Genomic DNA, 21,137 nt, shown 5'->3' with positions numbered 1-21,137 from the left:
CCTCGTGATGCGTTAAACCGAACGTAACACGCCCGCGGAGATAACGCATCCCGTGATGCGTTAGCCTCGTGGCATGCGTGAGAGAGCCCGGTCGACCGAGGACAAGGCGCGCCGCTCCGAGGATCTGCTGGTGGCCGCCGAGGCCCTGGCCCTCGAACTCGGCGGCGTCCGCTTCGTGACCGTGGCGGCGGTCACCGAGCGCGCGGGGCTGCACAGGACGGGGGTACGGCGGTACTACGCGAGCAGGGAGGAACTCCTCCTCGAACTCGCGGAGCGCGGCTGGCGCCAGTGGCGCGACGCCGTCGCGGCGCGGCTCGCGGGCCGCGGCGGGCTCGGCCCCGCGGAGACGGCCGCGGCCCTCGCCGACACGATCGCGTCGCTACCGGTCTTCTGCGACCTGCTGACGCATGTGGCGCTCAGCCTTGAGGGCGACGTCGACATCGAGCGGGCCCGCCGCTACAAGACGAACTCCTTCGCCGCGCACGACGCGATCGTGGCCGCCCTGGACCGGGCGAGCACCATGACGACGGCCCAGATCCGGGCCCTGCTCCCCGCCGCCCTCACCTTCGCGTCCCACTTCTGGCAGATCAGCCACCCCACCCCGACCCTCGCCGCCCTCTACACCGAGGTCCCGTCCTGGGGCCACGTGGCCCTGGACTTCAAGCCCCGCCTGGACCAACTCCTCCGGGCAACGGCAAAGGGCCTGACAGACACGAGCCCCTGACGGGGGCTTGCCACGGCGGGTCCGCACGCCATGAACGATGCCCGCCACGCCGTTCGGCCCCCGGCTCAGTCCTGGCTGTCGTGTTCCCGCATGAACTCCTCGACGACGGCCGTGTTCCTGCGCATCGCCGCCCTGAGCTGGTTGCGGTGGAAGCGCTCGCGTCCCTCGCTCACGAGCTGCCGCCACCCGGCTCGGCCATCCGCCAGACGCTCGTCGACCAGGAACTCGATGACATCTTCCAAACATGGCCGAAATCGCTTGCCCCCGACGGGGAAGTGCAGCTTGTCGAGTGGACGCTTCTCGTCTCCGACGCGGTTCAGCGCGTCCAACGCCGCGGACTTCCCGTGTACTTGCACATGGGCGCCGGTGTATTTCTGCTTGTCACGCTCGAAGTCGAAATGGCATAAGCACGTTTCGAGGGATTCGTCCGAGAAGATGCCGAAGTAGGACTTGTGCACGGTCAGGTAGCGCTGAGCCGAATCCAGGCGTACCTGATAGCTGAGGTTCATCCAGATCCGCGGGGCCTTCTGGTCGATACGGACCGGGAAGCCCAGCGGCTTGGTCAAGTTCTGACGGTTGAGCCCGCTGCCCACGGTGAAGACGGGCACGCTCTCGACGCGGCGCTGGACGGCACGTATGCGTACGTCCTGGCAGATGGTTCTGTTGAGGGTCTGCTGAATCTCCTGTGCGAAGCCGAAAGCCAGCTTGGGAATCACCAGCTATAAATCCGGTTCTTGCTGCCTGACCTGCACAGACACCCGATGAGCCACCCCGAACGCATGGCGCGAATGTCCTGTTCGTGACCGTGGCTCACCGTACGTTCTGGCACGCTTCTGGCACGGCGGGTACGGTCGATCGCATGACCTCGCAGGCGGCCGGCGGACCCGACGAGCGGCAGGAGTTCACGGCGGAGACCGCCGGTGCGGCGCTGCGCGAGGCGTGCGCGGCCGCCGGTGTCGATGCCTCCGGGGCGGAGCTGCTGCGTCTCGGCTCGAACGCCGTGTACCGGCTTCCGTCCGCTCCGGTTGTCGTCCGCATCGCGCGCGACGTGGACGCGGCCGAGGACATGGAACGGGCGGTCGCGGTGGCCCGCTGGCTGGAGTCGGAGGACTTCCCCGCGACCCAGGTGTTGCCCCGCATCGAGCAGCCGCTGACCGCGGCTGGCCGCGTGGTGACGTTCTGGGAGAGCGCGCAGGAGCGCGAGGAGTACGCGACGGTCACCGAGCTGGCCGACCTGCTCAAGCGCCTGCACTGGCTGCACGAGCCCGAGTCGCTGCACCTGCCGTACTTCGACCCCGTAGGCAAGCTGTGGTCCTCGCTGCGCGCCCTGCGCGGGGTGACGCCCGAAGACACGGCGTTCCTCGAACAGCGGGTCGTGCGCCTGGCCAAGGAGTACGAGCGGCTGGACTTCGTCCTGCCTTTCGGGATGATCCACGGTGACGCGAACGTCGGAAACGTCCTCCGCCACCGGGACGGGCAGGCCATCCTGATCGATCTCGACGGCTTCACCCTCGCACCCCGCGAGTGGGACCTGATCCTGACCGCGATCTACTACGACCGCTTCGGCTGGCACACGCGCACCGAGTACGAGAGCTTCGTCCACCACTACGGCTTCGACGTCATGAACTGGCCCGGGTACTCGGTTCTGGCCGATGTCCGCGAGCTGATGATGGTCCTGTGGATGGGCCAACAGGTGGCGGACAGCGGGAAGTCGGCGGCGGAGTTCGGGCGGCGGGTCGAGACGCTCCGCACGGACGGCAGCCGCAATGAGTGGGCCCCCTTCTGAGGACGGCGCTCAGACCCGTGTCTCGGAGGCGAGCCACAGCCGGTTGTCGGCCGCCTGTTCCGCAAGCTCTCGTTGCGCTGTCGAGGGCCCGAGCGCGTCCGTGTGCCGACGGAACTCCGCGAGGTAGGCGACGCAGCGGGCGGACTTGAGCTGTTCCCCCAGGTCGAGTGCGTCGAGCACCACGCGGCACGCCTCCTCGGCATCTCCGGCGTGCAGGTGCGCGTCCGCCAGAACCATGGTCGCGAAGAAGTCACTCCGTACATGGCTGCCGCTCATGGCGTTCTCGGCGTGCTCGACGGCCTGCCGCGCCCGTCGCACGTCGCGGAAGCAGTGCGCCGTCTCGGCGGCCAGCTCCGCGGCGTCGAAGTACGTGATCCACTCGGGTTCGTCCGTCGTGTTGGAGGCGTCCAGAGCCCTGGCGGCCTCGCTGAGAGCCGTCTCGGTCGCGCGGCGGTCTCCCGTACGGGCCAGCGCCCGTGCCTCCATGGCGTGGAACTGCGCTCGCAGCGTCGGGGTGGCGACCCCCGAGATACCCATCAGGGCGGCACGGGCGAGCGTCGCGGCATGGGTGTACTGCCCCAGGAACGTGGCCTGGTGGCTCATCGCGGACAGGATGCTGCCCGCCAGCCGGCGGTCGTTGCCGTCCTGGGCGAGCCGCAGCGCCTGGAGGAAGTACCGCTGGGCGAGGCCGTGGTGTCCCGCGTCGTACGACATCCAACCGGCCAGCAGGGTGGCTTCCGCGACTGTGGAGAACAGTGCCCGGCCGACAGCTTCGGTGTACCGCCCTTTGAGGAGCGGGGCCACGTCCCGGCTGAGGTACTGGATCACGGACTGCCGTGCGTGGTCACCGCCGAACTGGTCGTCCAGGCCGGCGAACATGTCGCTGGTCGTTCTGATCACGGCCACGTCAGCGAGCCCCACCTTCGGCTCGCGCTCGCCGCTGCGCGCGGGAAAGGACGCCTCAGGCGCGACGAGCCAGCGCAGCGACGCCTCGTTCCACGCCGGTTGGGAGGGCTCGGCCTTGATCAGGGGCTCGTAGCCGTTCAGATCGGCGCGCCACAGCCGGTCGACGGTAGCGATCGCCGCGTCGGGACTGGCGGGGTACGTCGCGTCCAGGAGGGGCACGTCATGGTCGGTAAGGTGGTTGAGCCCCAGCTCGGCGGCCGACAGACCGAGCGCCGTGCAGAGCAACGGGCCGTAGAAGTCGTCCGGTGCACTGTGCCCGTTCTCCCAACTGGCAATCCGACGCTTCACGCTGGCGTCGGTCGGCAGCGTCTGACCGCGTTGTGCGGAGGCTCGCCGCAGCTCGTTGACCAGGCGGAGTTGACTCCAACCGCGTTCGGCCCGGACGTCCCGTAGACGGCTGCTGACGGAAGTCGGAGTGGCCATGCGTCTGCACCTCCCCGAGGGCCGCGTCCGGACACCGCACCAGTGCCACTCATGGACTCTACGTAATCACTCGGACACTTGAACACCCCGCGCCGCCCCGGATGCGGCTCTTTGCCCGCGACGGGGGATGACGCGCGCCCTGCCACCTCGTCATCCCCCGTCACCCCTCGTCATCTCCCCAGCTCACGGCAGAGGCAGGAACCTGTTCGTACGGCGGCCGAACAGGGCCGGTGACGAAGCGTCCGACCGAGGTGGATGACGTGCAGAGGATGACGAAGCGCGGCGTGCAGTGGCTCTCCGCTGTCGCGGAGAACCCCGAACTGTGCCGCAAGTCCTGGGCGGATGACCTTCGGCGGCCCTACCCCTTCCCCGTTGGCGTGGCCTTCGAGGTCGTGGCGACGGATCAGCGCCTCGGCGTCGAGGTCTTCGACCAACTGGAGCGCAGGAACATGCCGGTTGGGCCAGTGATGGCCGACCGGGGGAGCCACCAGGTGGGGTTCTTCCTGCCGCTCAACTCACGTGACCGCTTCGCCCGACTCATCAGCCGGGAGACCGACACGCCCCCGGCCTACCGGTATCTGGATCGTGACTCGTACGTCGTCGTACCGGGCCCGATCCCTATGGCCAATGACCGCTACCAGTGGCTGCGCGCCCCCAACCGCTTCCCGGAGAATAGTCCGCTGCGCACCACCTCCCTGGCCGTGATGCTCGTCGCCTCCGCGGCCCTGCTGGACCGAGCCGACCACTACGGCGAACACTGCGCCGACATACAGACGAGGACCGGCGGAGCGACCGAAACCCGAAAGCGGGTGACAGGTCGTGCCGAGTGACGAGGAGCGACCGGACGCGGCGCGCTGGTCACCGCTGGACACCGAGGAGTGGTACGCGGCACGGGCCGCAGCTACCTCGCTCCGAGAGGTTCTGACGGCGGCAGGCATGGCACGCGACTTCCCCTATCTGCGTGCGGACCTGAACGCCTTCGGACACGGCCTCATCGACCTGGGCCGCATCTCGCCGGCCACCGCCGAGCGCCTGGCGGAACTGGTCCGCCGCGCTCTGCTCTGCGAGTGCGACGCCGACGACACCCGCCGCCCCTCGAACTGACCGATCGGGAGTGCAGACATGGCAGACCCCATCGACCCGCGCCGCGTCGTCGCCCGACGCGCGGAAGACCTGACCGAGGCACGCCCGTACGTCCGCGGCTGGGGACAGGCCAAGCGAGCGGCTGAGGCCCTGGCGGAGCAGCTGCGCTCCGCGGGCCTGGAGGCCGACGTCCCGGGCCTCAAAGCAGACGTGTCGATCTTCGGAGACGGCCTGGTCTGCCTCGGCGCGCTCCGCCCAGACGCGGCCGAGCTGTTGGCTCGTCTGGTCGCTACGGGACTCACCTCGGAGATGGCCGAGCGGGCAACCGGACCGAACCGCCCGGACGCACCAGCGGCATAGCTGCCGACGACAGCCCCGTTGCTTCGAACCCGACGCAGCGGGGCCCTCGTATGCCTGGACACATGCGGCGTAGCCGCGTCCGGCGGCCGGCCGGGACCGGCGCCCCAGCGCCGCAGCCCGGACGAGCCGCCGGGGTCACTGAGCCGAGCACCGCTTTAGGAGTTCGATCTCCATGCCGCCTAGCTGAAGCCTGCCTTGTGGGTCGGTGACGCTCACGGCTGCTGGTTGCCGCCGCTGTCCACTGTCGTTGATGTCACTCGTGGATGTCAGAACGGTGCACCTTCGTGCAAGCATGTTGCCGTGATCACCATTGATGTCAGTGAGGTGAGCGACGAGCACTTTCTCCACCTGTTGCTGATGCGGGAGTTGGACTTCCCGGAGTTCTACGGCAGGAACTGGGACGCCTTCTGGGATGCAATCACCGGACTGGTCAGCATCCCGAACCGTGTGCGCTTCCTCAGCTGGGACCAGCTCGCGGCCGGCGTTCCCCGCGGGGCCGCCATGCTTCGTCGGGCGCTCGACGACTACCAAGCCATGTACCGCCCGGAGTTCGTCACTGAGTATGCCGAGCGATCGGTCGCCGCTGGTCACTGTTGAGCGGCCTCGGACGGCCCAGAGACGGCCCGAAAGTCTGGCCTCCCCCACGCTCTGACCAGCTAGCATCGCGACCAGTCCAGGGGATGAGGGCCCGCCATGGCGATCGGCCGCGAGAGTTCGCGACGCATCGTCGTCGACGGCACGACTTACCGCTGGCGCCTGCGCGGTCGGCCGACTTACGACCAGGCTCTCTGTGATCGGCCGTGCACGTACGCGGTGCAGCACGCGGACTTCCCCGCACGGTCCTCGTGGTCACCACGAATCAGCCTCATGCCAGCAACTGGTTCGGAGCGCCGAGCGCCGCGGTGCTGCCCTGTGATGTCAGCGCTGCCATCACATCGGCTCTCACCCAGGGCTGGCATCTTGCGAGGTGACGGCTATCCCCAGAAATTCGGGGACGACTCGGCCCGCCGCTGTGCGGCGCCTTGGGCCTTTCGCTCAGCATCTGCAATATCGTCAGCCAACATGAGGCTTACTTCGTTCCAGCGAAAGGGAAGTTCGCTTGCCGTAGTTTCGAACGGAACCCATTGGGAATCCAGATATGCCCGGAATTCCTTTGTGCGCTGTACGCGCTCCTTGATGGTGTGGACATCGCCAATACTACGACGGATGCTGGGATCCACGATCGGAGTATCCACGGTCATGGCGTCGACGTAGCTGAACGAATGAATCATTTTTCTGTAAAGATAGCTGCCCACGCTGGTGGGCTGATAAGAACCACCGTCGAGGGCATCAGAGAATCGCAGCAGGTTCTTCTTCGTGGCTCGATCAAGCTGTGCGCCAATCTGCTCCTGGGAAAAACCTAGCCCCTGACAGAAGGAGTAGATGCTGGCTGCGGAGACGAGGCCGTCATTGCCCGCACTCTCCGCGATTCGCTGGGAATGAGCCAAAATACTGGGAAGGAGGAAGTGCTCACGGCCGTCGTTTGTTGAGATATCGAATAGATTGCAGACCGCACTAGCTTCCGGGTTGAAGTAGTCGTAGTCACCGAAGACGATGGCACGAATGAACTCGTGCATTGGAACTGTGTAGACTTTTCCTGACGAGGCAACATCCAAAACGCGTTGGGTCGAAACGTATCCGCTCCCGATGAACGTAAACAGAAAAAGAAGAGCAGTTCGCGTATTTCCGCCACTCATGTTGTCGATCAGGGATTTCAACTCCCCATCAATTTTAAAGGCTCTAATGAGGGCGTCGAGGTAAGCGATGAGGTCGCCGTCGTCGATGGATAGATTTTCGGGGAAAACGCCTTCGACACCTGACTCGACAACCTTGTTCCGGGCGTACTCAAGCCGCTTCGATACCACTTGATCCGTCCTCGCTGGGGCGATCGTAAATACCCGAGTCTGATATGCGGCCAATGCTCCGTGCGCGCGAGATTGAAAGAACGTGCCAGGGCGGATTGAGACAAATACGGTGCCTGGCCAAGAATCTGCAATTGAGTGCGCAGACTCGAAAATGCTCTCTTGGAATTCGGGCGGACGCTGGTCGATGTTATCGAGAATTACGAGCGGCGACTTTCCGGATGTTGCCTTGATGTGTTCCAAAGAGCGACGCAAATGCTCAAATTCGTTGGACAGATGCCCTGCGAGCATTCCAAGCTCACGCTTTCGATATTCCGCGGGATCCGAATCATCCCCAAAGATCGTGCGCTTGAATCTGTTGATCTCCTTGTTGTAGACCGAGCGCACAAAGCCCCGCTCTTGAATGTCGATACCGTGCTCGGCCTCAAGCTGCTCTGTCATGCGGTCCGTAATGTACATTGGCAGATCTGTTACAAAAACGGGTTCTCGGATAAAGTCGACATAGAGGATGATTGATTTAACAAGAACTTCCTTGGCGTCGACCCTAATTAGGTGGCGAAGGAACATGCTCTTGCCCACCCCCACGTCGCCGAGGAGAATGATGGGGCGTCGACTGAGGGCAGCCGTGACCATATCGACCGTCAGCTTTGGGTTAAGGCCCTTCTTGGCAGTCACCTGTTCGACGCCTCCTGCTACGGCGTCGGCGACAGAAGCGTAACGAGCCCTAAGGACTTCGCGGCTGACCATTGAATACTGAGACAGGGCTCCGCTTGCGCAATAGCAATCTCTAACGAATTCATCTGAGATCTGCTTTTCGTGCTCAAGGTCCTGGATGAAGAGCTGACCAAGCATCTTGAGGTCAGTTTCAAGTTCGGTTCGCCGCCTGAAGCCGGGGTAGTTATTGATCGAGTTGGAGAGCTTTTCTGGGGCGAGGATCTGTGGTTTTCTGCCAAGCAGGTATCTTTGAAGGCTGCGCGTAGCGAATGCCGACTTGGAAAGATGACCCCACAACGTCGGGAAGTCGTCGTGCATCTCTTTAAGCGAGCTGAAAACTAGAGCATTACCTTTCAGGGGTGGCACGCCATCTTGTCGAGAGGCAAAGAACGCAACTAGTTGATGTCCATTTGAAATAATGCCGATAGGAACTCCGCGCTCTTGGCAGTAACCGAGAACCTGGCGGATCGCCTTAGCGGTATTTTCGTCTTCCAGTAGAGTTGGGACGGAGATTGCGTGCCGTCCGACGATACCAGGTGGAAGGCTGAAAGTGATTCCTTCTTTTTTGGCTTCTAGGATGAAATGGGTAGCCGGTGTGCCCACGGCGTAGTCGACGTAGGTTCCGTTGTGGTGATCCTCTGTCACTGTCTCTTGCGGCTTCCAGCCTAGACAGCTAAACAAAAGGGCGTCAATCAAATGGAGCCGAGTCGTGTCCTCATTCGCTCCACTGCCGACGGTGGGAGAGTTGAGGAGGCCCTTGAGCTCTTCCCGTGCATTGGCATAAGGATCCACGTGTCCCCCTGGCTCCAGAGATCTGTTTGCTCCGATGCGCATCCATGTGCTCATTAATCATCCATCAACGTACCGCTGTGTGCCACGGCTTCGAAGGGTTTCGTTCTGAAGACGTGTCGATCCGCATGTGACCGACGGTGCGAGGTGCTTTGATGGCGTCGAGGCTTCAAGTGTGCGGCCCAGGGAGTTCACGCGCTCCTGCCGAAGAGCTGAGTCAGCCTGCCTGCGAGGTTGTCCCGCAGGGTTACGGCAGCCCCGTGTGGTCAGTCTTCGGCGGGACTGGGTACGGCGAGGTCCATCGCCCCCACGGGTGGCAGCTCCTGCACGAGTCGCTTCAGCCCCGGCTCGCTGCCTCGTCGAATCGTGTCCAGGGAGGCGCCCACCGGCTCGTACTCGACGAGCTGTGCTGTGAGGCCCCATGGCTGGTGACTAGTGATCGTTGCTCGGACTGTCTCGCCTTGCCGAAGCTCGCTGAGAGGGCGTCTCAGTTCATCTGCCATGGCGGCATCCTCTACCCCAGCCCACCACTCACCCCAGCTCCCATCCCGTCCGCCGTCGACCCACACGTCTGTGGAGCGGGCGTGGTTCATGGCGTCCAGGTGGAGCGCGCCACTGTACGAACGACCTGGACGCCATGGGCCGCGTCTGCTCGGCTCTGCCTGGGGCGACGGTGGACGGGATGGGAGCCCCCAACGCTCGCCGCGATGTGCCCGCGGCCGGGTACGGCGCCCCCTCCCACCCGGTGCCGGCCGATCCCCCGCCGGAGGCATCGTCTGTGACCGTGGGCCGCGTCGTTGGATGATCGACTCATGACCTCCGGGCCTATCCACTGTGGGCGGGCGTCGGCGCAGCCGGGGCAGCGCGGGCCGAAGGCATGAGCGCAGCCCCGAGCGGAGCCGGGAAGCGCGCCCGGCGGAGCGGAGCGCAGCCGGGGCTTGAAGACGTAGAGAAAGTTTGAGCCACCAGTCCTCGGCGTCAGAGGTTGTAGCTCAGCTCCAAGTCGTCTCCGGGGAGTTGGAACTCCTCCAGGGCCAGCGGCTTGCTCTCTCTGTTCAGCGTGACCCGGAGGATGTGCAGCAACGGGACTCCGTCGGGGAGGCGTAGGGCCTTGGCCTCGTCTGGGAGCGGCATGCGGGTGCGCAGGTACTCCGTGAACTGGAGGTCGTGACCGAGGTCCCTGAGCGCGCCGTAGAGCTGCGGAGCCGGCGGCGGCGCTTTCTCCTCGTACTTCGTGTCGAGGAGAACCGAGAACGGCACGTGGGTGCGGTGGAGTTGGCGGAGGCGGCCCCGGTCGGCGGTCTGCACCGCGTCGTAGGTGTACATGGGCTCGCCCGGCGGGATGTCCAGGAGGTCCGCGAGCGCTAGCGGAGCGTCAGTGCGGGTGACCGCGGGTTCCTCGGCGTCTGTCCAGCGCAGGCCGTCAGCCTCGACGTAGCGGCCGTTGCTGTCGCTCCGGACGCCGCGAGGACGCGTGTAGCTCGGGCGCGAGTGGGGCGAGCGGACGAACATCCCGCGGCCCATCATGACCTCGACAAGCCCGGCGGCCCGTAGCTCCGCGATGCCCTGGCGCACGGTCGGCCTGGTCACCCCGAACTGCTTGGCCAGGACCTCTTCAGAGGGGAGCGGTTGGCCGGCCGGGTAGGTGCCGTCCAGGATGCCCGCGCGCAGGTGCTCTGCGATCTGCCGGTACTTGGCGGGCGTTCGCTCGGATGGCATCGCGTCTCCGTTGGTGCTCTGGCCTGTCGGGGCTGGTTCTGGTGCTGCCCACGATCGTGGACAGCATCTCTCACGCCATCTCGCTTGACAACCCGTACTGCGGGTCGCATTCTTGTCATCACCGTCCGTACTACGGGTGGAAGTCATCCCGTAGCCGGTAACTACGGATCGATGAACCAAAGGAGTTGTGAGCAGTGGCAAGCCTTCCGATCGATACGAGCAAGTTCACCGGGATCTTCTGTGCGGTGCCCCCCGGCCCCGCGCGTCGCCAACAGGGAGACGGGGCAGGTCCGCGTCGACCGCGACACGGGGCAGACCGTGTTTCAGGTCGGGCTGTGCCTGATGTCCGGCGCGACGGCCGAGGTGGTCAACGTGAGCGTTGCCGGCGAGCCGCGCGGCGTGCAAGTCGGCATGCCGGTGCAGGTCCGGGACCTGGTGGCCACTCCGTGGGAGAACGGCGGCCGGCACGGTGTCGCCTTCCGAGCGGCCGAGATCAAGCCTCTCTCCGCCCCGCCGTCTTCTGGCGGCACGGCGGCCAAGGGCGGTGCGCGGTGACCGACCTGGCCGTACAGTCCTCTGCCCACGGGCCCGGCATAGCACTGTTGGTGCTTGCGGTCCTGGCGGTGGCTCTGTTGGCGATCACGCCGATTCTCCGGCACCGGTACCCGGTCGCCTGGTGGTACCTCGTCGGTTTTCCCTGTGCCTGGGTGCGGTTGGCGCGGACGTGGCGTCCGCTGATGGCCGGGTGCGGACTGGCCGTGAGCCGCAAGGCGGCGCTCGTCGTGGTCTCCGGGCTTGTCGGCAAGGGCGCGCCGCCACCGCAGCCGCGTGTTCCGGCTCGCGGCGTGCTGCATCCGACGGCCGGCGGCTTCTGGCTCCTGGTGAGGCTGCTACCGGGGCAGGTGCCGGATGCGTTCGCCAAGGCGGCCCCCGCCATGGCCGAGGGCTGGCAGGTGCATGCTGTGCGCGTCACGCCTCACCGACCTGGCGTCGTGCGCGTTGTGGCCTCTGCCACCGATCCACTGCGGGAGCCCCGCTTTCCGAGGCAGCGAGGAGCCGTTCAGCTGTTGCGGGTGGCTGTCGGGGCTCTGGAGACGGGTGCGCAGTGGATGATCGACCTTCGGGAGGTACCGCACTGGCTGATCGTCGGTGCCACTCGCTCTGGCAAGTCGACGCTCATCAACGCCCTGGTGGCGGGCCTGGCGCCACAACCGATCGCATTGGTCGGTGTCGACTGCAAGGGTGGCATGGAGCTGTCGCTCTACGGACCTCGGTTGTCGGCCCTGGCGACCGATCGGCGACAAGCGGTCAAGCTGCTGTCCGCGCTCGTCGACCTGGCGCTCGACCGGATGGCGGTCTGCCGGACGGCTCGTGTCCGGAACATCTGGGGACTGCCCGAAGAGGACCGGCCTACGCCCGTCGTCGTGATCGTTTACGAGATCGCGGAACTCTTCCTCCTGGCCAATCGCAGCGAGAAGGACGAAGCGCAGGCGGCTGGTACGGCGCTCATCCGCCTGGCCCAACTGGGCGCAGCGCTTGGGGTGTTCCTCGTTGTGGCCGGCCAACGGGTCGGCTCCGACCTTGGGCCCGGCGTCACCGCCCTGCGCGCGCAACTCGGCGGTCGGGTCTGCCATCGAGTGGCCGATCCCGGTACGGCCGAGGTGGCGCTCGGCGATCTCAACCCGGACGCCATCAAGGCGGCTCAAGCCATTCGGCCCGACCAAGCCGGTACGGCGGTCCTGGCGTCCGGCGATGGGTGGGAACGGGCCCGGTCACACCTCGTCTCGGAGACGCAGGCCGAGGCGACCGCGGCCGAGTACGCGCACCTGACCCCGTACCTGCCCGAGCTGGCCGACTTCTTCGGTTCTCCGTCCGCCGGGCCTGCGGTCCACCTGGAACGGCTCGACGGCGACAACCCCGACGCCGAGAGCCCCCGTGATCACACATGAGAGGTGTCCGCCGTGCTCGTCACCATGTCGGCCGCGCTGCTGCTCGGCCTCATGATCTGGTTCCTGCTGCGCATCCGCTACCTGCGGTGGGTGGAGTTCCTGCTCTGCTCGGTCTTCGGCTTCCTCGTCGCGACCACCGCAGCGGCACCCGCCATCCGTGCCGCGCTGGAGGGGGTGGGCGGCTTCCTCGGTCAACTCCACTTCTGACCTGCTACGAAATGAGGGAGGTTCCCATGCCGCACTCGTCTCCAACGGCCTCCGACGGGGCGCGAAGTCGCCAAACCCGCCCCCGCCGGAAGCCCACTCCAACCGCCACACGAGCAGCAAAAGGAGCACTCACACTTTGACCAACCCCACCTACTCGCGCAAATCTCCGCAGTACCGCTGTGCGCTCCGCGAGTCGGAGAACCCCACCTGTGTCGGTCGTCCGGAAGCCGTGCTGGTCGATCGAGACGGTGCAGAACAGCGACTCTGCCCGGCCCACGCCGCAGCACTGTGGCTGCCCGACGCTCAGGTTCAGTGCCAAGACCCGTGCGGAAGCAATCGCCACCGTGATGGCCCACGCCTTCGGAGGTGGCCGATGAACCGGACACCGATCGCCGTGGCCGCGCTGGTCGAGCGCGCGTCGGCCGGTGACTTCGCCTCTTGGTACAGCGGCGTCGTGCGCCTGGACGGTTGCACCAACCCCATTTACCTGGTCGGAAACGCCACCCTCTTCGATGCCACGAGCGGGGAAGCCCTGCACTCCTTCTCGTCCGAGGATCGTGGCGGCCGGTTGCTCACAGCCTGTGGAAACCGGCGGGCGAGTGTCTGCCCGACCTGCGCCGCGCTCTACCGTGCGGACACGTATCAGCTCATTCGTGCTGGCTTGGTCGGCGGCAAGGAGACTGCGGCGTCGGTGGCGGGCACCCGCGTGTCTTCGCGCCCCTCACCGCGCCCGGCTTCGGTGCGGTCCACACTCGCCGGGAACACGGCGGTCGTGTTCGGTCATGCCGACCTCGGCGCACGGCCAAGCGGTGCCCGCACGGCGCGCTCCTCGGGTGCCGTACGCGACGCGGAGACGACGACGTGCGGCTTGGGGAGCCGCTGTGCCCGCGCTGCTACGACTCGGGGGCAGTGCTCTGGCAGGCTCACGCGGGGCGGCTGTGGCACCGTTTTGCCTTGGAGCTGCGCCGCGAGATGGCGCGGCGGGTTGGCGCCACCCGGGCCGACCTTGCCCGACGGCTGCGCCTCTCCTACGCGACGGTTGCCGAGTACCAGCGGCTGGGGCTCATCCACTTCCATGCCGTCATCCGACTCGACGGCCCGGACGGACCCGACTCGGCACCACCGACCTGGGCGACTACCCGACTCCTGACCGGCGCTGTTCGGGAGGCTGCCGGCCGGGTCCGACTGATCGCACCAGGCAGCGAGGTGATCGGGCCGCGCATGCTGCGCTTCGGGCAGCAAATCGACGTACGACCCATCGCGGAGTTCGGTGCGGGCGAGCGGCTGACGTCGGCGGCCGCCGCCGCGTACATCGCCAAGTACGCCACAAAGGGTGCGGAAGCGGCGGGCGCCGTCGACACTCGTATTCGTCATGCGGCCGATTTCGCGGTCCTACCTGTGCGAACCCACACGCTGCGCATGATCAGTACGTGTTGGTGGCTGGGGGCGCTGCCGGACTTCGAGCCTCTGGGCCTGCGGCGCTGGGCCCACATGCTCGGCTACGGCGGCCACTTCTCCTCGAAGTCCCGGCGGTACTCGACCACGTTGACCGCGCTGCGGACAGCTCGTGCAAAGCATCGTGCCGACCAGCAGCGCGCCGCACTCGGCCTGGCCGACCGGTCCGTCGTCACCGTGAGCCGCTGGGCTTTCGCCGGGCGCGGCTACGCCCCGGACGAAGCGCTCATCGCGGCGGGCATCCGGGCGGCGAAGCAGGAGGCGCGGGCATGAGCGAACGCCTTCTCTCCGTGCCTGAGGTTGCCGAACGCCTGGGGACCACGCAGCGCTTTCCCCGGCGCCTGATCGCCGAGCGGCGCATCGTCTTCGTCCGCGTAGGGCGTCACGTCCGTATCCCGGAAACCACGCTGAACGACTTCATCACGCGCAACACAGTCGTGCCCGTGGGACGCCGAAGGAGGGCTGCCTAATGGCGAACAAGAAAGGCAAGCGGCGTACGTTCGGCGCCGTTCGCAAGCTGCCTTCCGGGCGCTTCCAGGCGCGGTACCCCGGCCCCGATGACGTCATGAGGCCGGCGCCCGTGACCTTCGCGACGGTTCGGGAGGCGGATGACTGGCTCGCGGAGAAGCGGACAGAGATCCGCCGCGGTGACTGGCAGGACCCGGAGGCGTCGGCCGTACCCTTCGCGGAGTACGCGCTCCGCTGGGTCAGGGAGCGTCGACTTGCCCCGACTACTGACGAGCTGTACAAGCGTCTGCTGAGGCTGCACATCCTGCCCACCTTCGGGGAACTCGATCTCGACAAGATCACTCCGCCGCAGGTGCGGAGCTGGCGCGCCGAACGGCTCGATGCGACCGGCGCGGAAACCACCGTCGCCAAGAGCTACCGGCTCCTCAAGGCGATCTTGGAGACCGCGACCGAGGACGAGCTGATCCGCCGCAACCCCTGCCGCATCCGGGGGGCCGGGAAGGAGACGGCAGCCGAACGCTCCATCGCGACCGTCGAGCAGGTAGACGCGCTGGCCTCTGCCCTCGGGCCGCGCTGGCGGCTGATGGTCTACTTCGGTGCATACGGGCCGCTGCGTCCCGAGGAGCAAGCGGAGTTACGCCGCTGGGATGTCGACCTGGACACGATGACGGTCCGCGTTCGGCAGGCGGCGCCGAAGCTCACGACAGGTCGGAGGGCTGAGGGGCCGACCAAGTCGGATGCGGGCAAGCGGCTCGTGGTCCTGCCGCCGTTCCTGCACATCGAGTTGCGGCGACATTTGGATTGGTACGCGCAGGCGGGGACGGATGGGCTCCTCTTCGTGGGGGAGCGGGGCAAGCCGTTCCGGCGGTCGACCTTCGGCCGGAAGTGGCGCAAGGGCGCGGACTGCGGTCGGGCTGCCGGAGACATTCCGCTTCTACGACCTGCGGCACACAGGGCACACCCTGGCCACTCGTTCGGGCGCCACCCTGAAGGACACGATGGTGCGCGCCGGGCAGTCCTCGGAGCGGGCCGCGCTCATGTATCAGCATTCGGATATGGAGCGGCAGCAGGAAGTTGCAGCCGGACTCGACAGGCTGGTTCAGCGGCAGCGAAAAGCTGCACGAAAGATGCCGGACGGCCAATCTGGCACGGATCTGGCACGCGACGCTTAGAGAGGTCTAGATAACACGAAGGCCCCGGGCCGACGGCCTGGGGCTTTTCTTTGGAGCGGGTGACGAGAATCGAACTCGCGCTCTGAGCTTGGGAAGCTCAGAGGTCAACCGTGCCGCCGATGGATACCCAAAGGGCGTGCGCCTGGGCCGACGTGAAGTCGTGCCGCCGCGCCTGGTCCTTTAACTCGGCGTAGGTCAGACCGAGATCGTCCAACGCGCGCCGCGCGGCCGCGAGGAACTCCTCCTCGGTGACGACGATCACCGTCTCGTCGTCGTGATCGGCCGTCCACTGCTCGACCACTGTCATCGTCCACCCCCAAGACGTCGCCTGATCAACCCAGTTTGCTGCACGGATGCGACGCTCCGCAGGCGGATCACGACTACCCGTCAGAAAGATGCCCCGATCAGGCCAAATCGCGCACATGAGGTGTGAAGGAGACCGTTCGGTGCGAGAGGGCCCGCGGGGGCCGCGGCAGGCCCGCTTCCCAGCCCCCCGGGGCCGTGCTCAGGTCAGCCATTCCCCCAGGGCGTATACCGCGGGGGCCGCGGCGGTGAGGGGGAGGGCGATGCCTGCTGTCATGTGGACGAAGCGGGAGGGGTAGTCGTAGCTGGCGGCGCGGTGGCCGATCAGGGCCGAGAGGGCCGCCGCTACGCCGAGCGCCGTGCCCGCCCTGGCGCCGAAGTCGCCCGCGCCGCCCGCGGCGAAGCCCGCCGCGCCGCCCACGGCCAGGCTCAGCACCACCGAGGCGGGCAGCGGCAGCGGCAGCGCGCGGGCCACGATCGCCGCCGCGACCGCCACGCCGCCGACCAGCACCGCGTCCCGGTCGGCGCCGAGGTGCCCCGCGGCCACGATCGCCAGCGCCGCCGAGACCACCGTCGCCATCAGCCCCGCGATCCGCTCGTCGGCCGAGGCGTGGCTGCGCAGTTGGAGGGCGAGCGCCAGCAGCACCCAGACGCCGAGGGTGCCGAGGATCGCCGCGGGCGCGTACTCGCGGCCCACGCCGAGCAGCACCGCGTCCGCCACCACGCCGCCGAGGAACGCCAGCGCGATGCCCTGCCGGGCGGGCCACATCCCGTTCAGCCGGAACCAGCCGGCCGCCGTCACCGCCTGCAACAGCACCAGCGGCACCAGCAGCCCGTACGGGCCGACGGCCGCGCCGCCCGCGAGGAGCAGCCCGAGCAGCGCGGTGAGCGCGGCGGGCTGCATGCCGGGCTCGATGATCGGCGAGCGGCCCTCGGCCCTGGCCCGCTGGGCGTCGGTGACCCGGGCGTTACCGGAGAGGGTGGCGGGCCCGTAGCCGCCGCGGTCGCCCTCGGGCTCCTGGGTGTGGTCCTGGGGTCCGGGCGCGGGCGCGGGCTGGGCGCCGGGGTGGGCGTAGCCGTGGTCGCCGTGGTCGGGGGCGCCGCCGGGGGCCGCCGCCGGGTTCGCGTACGCGGTGTGCGGGGGCGTGGCGCCGTACGGGGGCCCGGGCGCGGGCTGTCGCGGCGGGGCGCCCGCGGGGTCGCCGTAGGAGGCGGGGTACGCGGGGCCGCCGTAGGAGGGGGCGGCGCCGTACGAGGCGTCGGGGTAGGAGGCGTCCGGGTAGGAGGCGTCGGGGTACGCGTCCGGATAAGCGTCGGGGTATGCCTGGGGGTACCCGGGGCCGCCGTAGCCGGAGCCCTGCTGGGGCCCGGGGGCGTAGGGCTGCTGCTGGGGGGCGCCGGGTCCCTGGGCGTAGCCGTGGCCTTCGGTCCTGGGGAGGTAGGCCGTCTCCGCCCCGGTGTCCTGGACCACCGGCTGGGTGTGGGTCTCCCAGGTCTGGCCCTCCCACTGCTGGGCGGGCCCCGGCGCACCGCCCGCCGCGGGCGGCGGGGCGTACGGGCCGGGGTGGCCCTGCTCGGGCTGGTCGCCGTACCCGTGCTCGTGATGGGCCGCGGGCCAGTGGTCCCCGCCCGGCTGCTCACTCATGGGCGTCCTTACCGTCCTCAACCGTCGTGAACCGTCGTGACCGCCATCGTGGCCGTCTTCACCCTCCCGCGAACGGCGGGAGCACCTCGACCGTGCCGCCTTCGGCAAGCCGTACCGTCTCATGGCCGCGCCTGCCGACGGGGTTGCCGTCGACGAGGAAGGAGCAGCGCGTCAGCACCCGTGCCAGCTCGCCCGGGTGCCGGGAGCGCACCGCGGCCAGCGCCTCGGCGAGCGTGCCCGCGTCGTACGCCTCCTCGGCCGTACCGGCCGCCGCCTTGGCGGCCGCCCAGTAGCGGATGGTGCCGGTGGCCATGGGCGCCTCCCTCTCCTCCGTCTCCCGCGACGGTGCCGCCGTCCGACTGCCGCTGCGGTGCCGCCGTCCATCATGCCTGCCTCCGGCGGCCCGCAGCGCCACCCGGACGGGGCGCGGCCGCGCGCCCCCGGCCTATCCGCGCTTCTCCAGCCACTCCCCGATCCGCGCCACCAGGGCGTCGGTGGTGGCGTGCTCCGCGTGGCCCATGCCCTGCTCCAGCCACAGGTCGGCCGCGCCCGCGCCCGCGGTGGCCAGCATCCGGGGGTGGTCGAGCGGGAAGTACGGGTCGCGGTCGCCGTGCACGATCAGCAGCGGCGTCGGCGCGATCAGCGGCACCGCCTGCACGGGGGACAGCGGCACCGGGTCCCAGTCCTTGTCGTGGATGCGGGTGCGCAGCCCGTAGCGGCCGACGACCCGGCCCGCGGGGCGGGTGACCAGCCAGTGCACCCGCCGCATCGGGGCGGTGCCGCGGTAGAACCAGCGCGCGGGCCCGCTGACGGAGACCACGGCGTCGGTGCGCGTCCGCGCGGTGCGCCCGGCGTCCGTGTCCGGGTCCCCGCCCCCGTGCAGCGCCGCGTGCCGCAGCACCACGGAGCCGCCCATCGAGAAGCCGACGGTGGCGACCCTGCGGTGCCCGAGCGACCGGGCCCAGGCGACCGCGGCCGCGAGGTCGAGCACCTCCCGGTCGCCCACCGTGGAGCGGCCCCCCGAGCGCCCGTGCCCCCGAAACGTGAAGGTCACCACGGCGGCACGACGGGCGAAACCGGCCGCGATACGGCGGATGTGCGGACGGTCCAGATCGCCCGTGAAGCCGTGCGCGACCACGATCACATCGGGCCCCCCGCGCCCTTCGCGGCCCCCGGGACCAGGCCGGTAGGCCACGTCGATACGGACCCCGTCCGCCGCCCTCAACAGGGTGCGAAGGCCCGCGCGCCCCGTCCCGTCCGCTTCTGTGCGCCCGTCTCCACCTGCCCGTACCACGCTCATGTGGGTTATTCTGTCGCGAGTGGGACCCGGGCATCGACGCCTTCGGGTCCTTTTGTGCTTTCCGGGCCGTTGTATACGAACGCGTCTCGCGAGGCGTGCGGTACCCACCAGGGACCGAGGAGGAAGCGACGTATGGGCAAGCGAGCGAAGCACCACAGTCGGACCACTGAGGCGGGTGGAGGCCGTTGAGTTCACTCCTTCTCCTGACCAATGCCCTCCAGCCCTCGACCGAGGTGCTGCCGGCCCTCGGGCTGCTGCTGCACCAGGTACGGGTGGCGCCCGCCGAGGGCCCCGCGCTGGTGGACACCCCGGGCGCCGACGTGATCCTCGTCGACGGCAGGCGTGATCTGCCGCACGTACGCAGCCTCTGCCAGCTCCTGCGCTCGACCGGGCCCGGCTGCCCGCTCGTGCTCGTGGTGACGGAGGGCGGCCTCGCCGCGGTCTCCGCCGACTGGGGCGTGGACGACGTGCTGCTGGACACGGCGGGGCCCGCGGAGGTCGAGGCGCGGCTGCGGCTCGCGACGGGGCGCCAGCAGATCGTGAACGACGACTCCCCGATGGAGATCCGCAACGGTGATCTCTCGGTGGACGAGGCCACGTACAGCGCGAAGCTGAAGGGCCGGGTCCTCGACCTGACCTTCAAGGAGTTCGAGCTGCTGAAGTACCTGGCCCAGCACCCGGGGCGGGTGTTCACCCGCGCCCAGCTCCTCCAGGAGGTGTGGGGCTACGACTACTTCGGCGGCACCAGGACCGTCGACGTGCACGTACGGAGGCTGCGGGCGAAGCTCGGCCCGGAGCACGAGTCGCTGATCGGCACCGTGCGCAACGTCGGCTACCGCTTCGTCACCCCCGAGCCGCCCGAGCAGGCCAAGCAGGCCAGGGAGCCGCAGCCGGCGGGGTGAGGACCGCCGCGGCGCGGGGGCACGCTCCCGCCCGCGGCGATCCCGGGTGTGCCGTCCCGGCGGGGAATTCCGTCCCCGCCCGGGATGGGGAACCGGTCCATCCGCGTAGACTCTCGGCGTGGCCAAGGTGACGCGGGACGATGTGGCGCGGCTGGCGGGTACTTCGACCGCGGTCGTGAGCTATGTGATCAACAACGGACCGCGGCCCGTCGCCCCGGCCACCCGGGAGCGGGTGCTCGCCGCCATCAAGGAGCTGGGCTACCGGCCCGACCGGGTCGCGCAGGCCATGGCGTCGCGGCGCACCGACCTCATAGGCATGATCGTCCCGGACGCCCGGCAGCCGTTCTTCGCCGAGATGACCCACGCCGTCGAACAGGCCGCGGCCGAGCGCGGCAAGATGGTGCTCGTCGGCAACTCCGACTACCTCGACGAGCGCGAGGTGCACTATCTGCGGGCGTTCCTCGGCATGCGGGTCTCCGGCCTCATCCTGGTCAGCCAGGGTCCGAGCGAGACCGCCGCCGTCGAGATCGACGCGTGGGACGCCCGGGTGGTGCTGCTGCACCGCCGCCCCGAGGCGATCGAGGACGTCGCGGTCGTCACGGACGACGTCGGCGGCGCCCAGCTCGCCACCCGCCACCTGCTGGAACACGGCTGCGCTTACGTCGCCTGCCTCGGCGGCATCGAGGAGACCCCCGCCGTCGGCGACCCGGTCACCGACCATGTCGAGGGGTGGCGGCGCGCGATGCGGGAGGCGGGGCGGCCCATCGAGGGGCGCCTCTTCCAGGCCCCGTACAACCGCTACGACGCGTACGAGGTCGCCCTCGGGCTGCTCGCAGGGCCGCGCAGGCCGCCCGCGATCGTCTGCGCCACCGACGACCAGGCCATCGGGGTGCTGCGGGCCGCGCGCGAGCTGCGGATCGACGTGCCGGGCGAGCTGGCGGTCGCCGGGTTCGACGACGTCAAGGAGGCGGCCCTCACCGACCCGCCGCTGACCACCGTCGCCTCCGACCGCCCCGCGATGGCCCGCGCCGCCGTCGACCTGGTACTCGACGAGGGCCCGAGGACCGGCGGCCCGCACCGCGAGCGGCTGCGGCAGTTCCCTTCCCGGCTGGTGGTACGGCGCTCCTGCGGCTGCGCCTAGCCGCTCGCGGGGCCGCCTCCCAAGGCGCCGACCCGCCTCCCGGGCCCGCCTCCCAGGGCGCCCCCTGGCCGCTCCCCCGGGTGGCCGCCGTCGTCCCCGCGCCGCTGTCCCCCGCCCGCGCGCTCCGGCC

Annotated in this window: 19 protein-coding genes and 3 pseudogenes; 14 read left to right on the top strand and 8 right to left on the bottom strand. The window is 68.6% G+C overall.

Annotation, left to right across the window (positions count from 1 at the left end; translation table 11 throughout):
* Window positions 1-73 precede the first annotated feature (73 nt).
* A complete protein-coding gene (locus ACIBIW_RS19540) occupies window positions 74-724 on the top strand; it encodes a TetR family transcriptional regulator (protein ID WP_399337744.1) in 651 nt (216 codons plus the stop codon).
* 65 nt (window positions 725-789) lie between these two features.
* On the opposite strand, the gene ACIBIW_RS19535 is transcribed toward ACIBIW_RS19540, so the two are convergent.
* Window positions 790-1,440: a hypothetical protein gene (locus ACIBIW_RS19535; protein WP_399337742.1), complete on the bottom strand. Its 651-nt coding sequence runs from the start codon at window positions 1,438-1,440 to the stop codon at window positions 790-792.
* A gap of 143 nt (window positions 1,441-1,583) precedes the next feature.
* On the opposite strand from ACIBIW_RS19535, the gene ACIBIW_RS19530 reads away from it, so the two are divergent.
* Window positions 1,584-2,510, top strand: a complete 927-nt coding sequence (locus tag ACIBIW_RS19530; RefSeq protein ID WP_399337740.1) for a phosphotransferase family protein — start codon at window positions 1,584-1,586, stop codon at window positions 2,508-2,510.
* Between the two features lie 9 nt (window positions 2,511-2,519).
* Here the strand turns inward: ACIBIW_RS19530 and ACIBIW_RS19525 are convergent, their stop codons facing one another.
* On the bottom strand, window positions 2,520-3,764 hold the full coding sequence (locus ACIBIW_RS19525; RefSeq protein ID WP_399337738.1) for a hypothetical protein: 1,245 nt from the start codon (window positions 3,762-3,764) through the stop codon (window positions 2,520-2,522).
* A 365-nt stretch (window positions 3,765-4,129) separates the two neighbouring features.
* Between ACIBIW_RS19525 and ACIBIW_RS19520 the strand changes: the two genes are divergently transcribed.
* From ACIBIW_RS19520 to ACIBIW_RS19505, 4 genes are all read left to right on the top strand, one after another.
* Window positions 4,130-4,729, top strand: coding sequence for a bifunctional DNA primase/polymerase (locus ACIBIW_RS19520; RefSeq protein ID WP_399337736.1), 600 nt, complete (start codon window positions 4,130-4,132; stop codon window positions 4,727-4,729).
* Window positions 4,719-5,003 (top strand): hypothetical protein, encoded by a 285-nt coding sequence (locus tag ACIBIW_RS19515; protein ID WP_399337734.1) that lies wholly within the window; start codon window positions 4,719-4,721, stop codon window positions 5,001-5,003. Before ACIBIW_RS19520 ends, ACIBIW_RS19515 begins: the two co-directional genes overlap by 11 nt.
* A gap of 18 nt (window positions 5,004-5,021) precedes the next feature.
* Window positions 5,022-5,342, top strand: a complete 321-nt coding sequence (locus ACIBIW_RS19510) for a hypothetical protein (RefSeq protein ID WP_399337732.1) — start codon at window positions 5,022-5,024, stop codon at window positions 5,340-5,342.
* 300 nt (window positions 5,343-5,642) lie between these two features.
* The gene (locus tag ACIBIW_RS19505; RefSeq protein ID WP_399337730.1) at window positions 5,643-5,939 is read left to right on the top strand and encodes a barstar family protein; all 297 of its coding nucleotides are present in this window, start codon (window positions 5,643-5,645) and stop codon (window positions 5,937-5,939) included.
* A gap of 377 nt (window positions 5,940-6,316) precedes the next feature.
* On the opposite strand, the gene ACIBIW_RS19500 is transcribed toward ACIBIW_RS19505, so the two are convergent.
* A complete protein-coding gene (locus tag ACIBIW_RS19500) occupies window positions 6,317-8,803 on the bottom strand; it encodes a hypothetical protein (RefSeq protein WP_399337728.1) in 2,487 nt (828 codons plus the stop codon).
* 921 nt (window positions 8,804-9,724) lie between these two features.
* A complete protein-coding gene (locus ACIBIW_RS19495; protein ID WP_399337726.1) occupies window positions 9,725-10,465 on the bottom strand; it encodes a GntR family transcriptional regulator in 741 nt (246 codons plus the stop codon).
* Between the two features lie 194 nt (window positions 10,466-10,659).
* Here ACIBIW_RS19495 and ACIBIW_RS19490 point away from each other — a divergent pair.
* The 6 genes and pseudogenes from ACIBIW_RS19490 to ACIBIW_RS19465 all read left to right on the top strand — a co-directional run bounded on the left by ACIBIW_RS19490 (window position 10,660) and on the right by ACIBIW_RS19465 (window position 15,716).
* A pseudogene (locus ACIBIW_RS19490) lies at window positions 10,660-11,020 on the top strand (hypothetical protein).
* Window positions 11,017-12,414, top strand: coding sequence for an FtsK/SpoIIIE domain-containing protein (locus tag ACIBIW_RS19485; RefSeq protein ID WP_399337724.1), 1,398 nt, complete (start codon window positions 11,017-11,019; stop codon window positions 12,412-12,414). The pseudogene ACIBIW_RS19490 and the gene ACIBIW_RS19485 overlap by 4 nt, the downstream one beginning before the upstream one ends.
* A 3-nt stretch (window positions 12,415-12,417) precedes the next feature.
* Window positions 12,418-12,621 carry a hypothetical protein gene (locus tag ACIBIW_RS19480; protein WP_399337722.1) on the top strand — a complete coding sequence of 68 codons (204 nt, stop codon included), beginning with the start codon at window positions 12,418-12,420 and terminating at the stop codon, window positions 12,619-12,621.
* A 373-nt stretch (window positions 12,622-12,994) separates the two neighbouring features.
* Window positions 12,995-14,349 (top strand): annotated as a pseudogene (locus tag ACIBIW_RS19475) (replication initiator).
* Window positions 14,346-14,546, top strand: coding sequence for an excisionase family DNA-binding protein (locus ACIBIW_RS19470; protein ID WP_399337720.1), 201 nt, complete (start codon window positions 14,346-14,348; stop codon window positions 14,544-14,546). Before ACIBIW_RS19475 ends, ACIBIW_RS19470 begins: the two are co-directional and overlap by 4 nt.
* Window positions 14,546-15,716 (top strand): annotated as a pseudogene (locus ACIBIW_RS19465) (tyrosine-type recombinase/integrase). The gene ACIBIW_RS19470 and the pseudogene ACIBIW_RS19465 overlap by 1 nt, the downstream one beginning before the upstream one ends.
* 97 nt (window positions 15,717-15,813) lie before the next feature.
* Here the strand turns inward: ACIBIW_RS19465 and ACIBIW_RS19460 are convergent.
* From ACIBIW_RS19460 to ACIBIW_RS19445, 4 genes are all read right to left on the bottom strand, one after another.
* Window positions 15,814-16,023: a hypothetical protein gene (locus ACIBIW_RS19460; protein WP_399337718.1), complete on the bottom strand. Its 210-nt coding sequence runs from the start codon at window positions 16,021-16,023 to the stop codon at window positions 15,814-15,816.
* A 198-nt stretch (window positions 16,024-16,221) separates the two neighbouring features.
* Window positions 16,222-17,664: a hypothetical protein gene (locus tag ACIBIW_RS19455; RefSeq protein WP_399337716.1), complete on the bottom strand. Its 1,443-nt coding sequence runs from the start codon at window positions 17,662-17,664 to the stop codon at window positions 16,222-16,224.
* A 58-nt stretch (window positions 17,665-17,722) separates the two neighbouring features.
* Window positions 17,723-17,977, bottom strand: coding sequence for a MoaD/ThiS family protein (locus ACIBIW_RS19450; RefSeq protein WP_399337714.1), 255 nt, complete (start codon window positions 17,975-17,977; stop codon window positions 17,723-17,725).
* 132 nt (window positions 17,978-18,109) lie between these two features.
* The gene (locus ACIBIW_RS19445; RefSeq protein WP_399337712.1) at window positions 18,110-18,964 is read right to left on the bottom strand and encodes an alpha/beta hydrolase; all 855 of its coding nucleotides are present in this window, start codon (window positions 18,962-18,964) and stop codon (window positions 18,110-18,112) included.
* A 185-nt stretch (window positions 18,965-19,149) separates the two neighbouring features.
* Here ACIBIW_RS19445 and ACIBIW_RS19440 point away from each other — a divergent pair, with 185 nt between their 5' ends.
* Together ACIBIW_RS19440 and ACIBIW_RS19435 are read left to right on the top strand one after the other, a co-directional pair.
* Window positions 19,150-19,866, top strand: coding sequence for a response regulator transcription factor (locus ACIBIW_RS19440; protein WP_399337710.1), 717 nt, complete (start codon window positions 19,150-19,152; stop codon window positions 19,864-19,866).
* Window positions 19,867-19,984: 118 nt separating this feature from the next.
* A complete protein-coding gene (locus ACIBIW_RS19435; protein ID WP_399337708.1) occupies window positions 19,985-21,007 on the top strand; it encodes a LacI family DNA-binding transcriptional regulator in 1,023 nt (340 codons plus the stop codon).
* Window positions 21,008-21,137: the final 130 nt, after the last annotated feature.

Origin of the sequence: Streptomyces sp. NPDC050560, assembly GCF_044457285.1 — a bacterium.
Lineage (GTDB): Bacteria > Actinomycetota > Actinomycetes > Streptomycetales > Streptomycetaceae > Streptomyces.
Note: the sequence above shows the minus strand (reverse complement) of the source record. Positions and strands in the feature narration are given on the sequence as shown.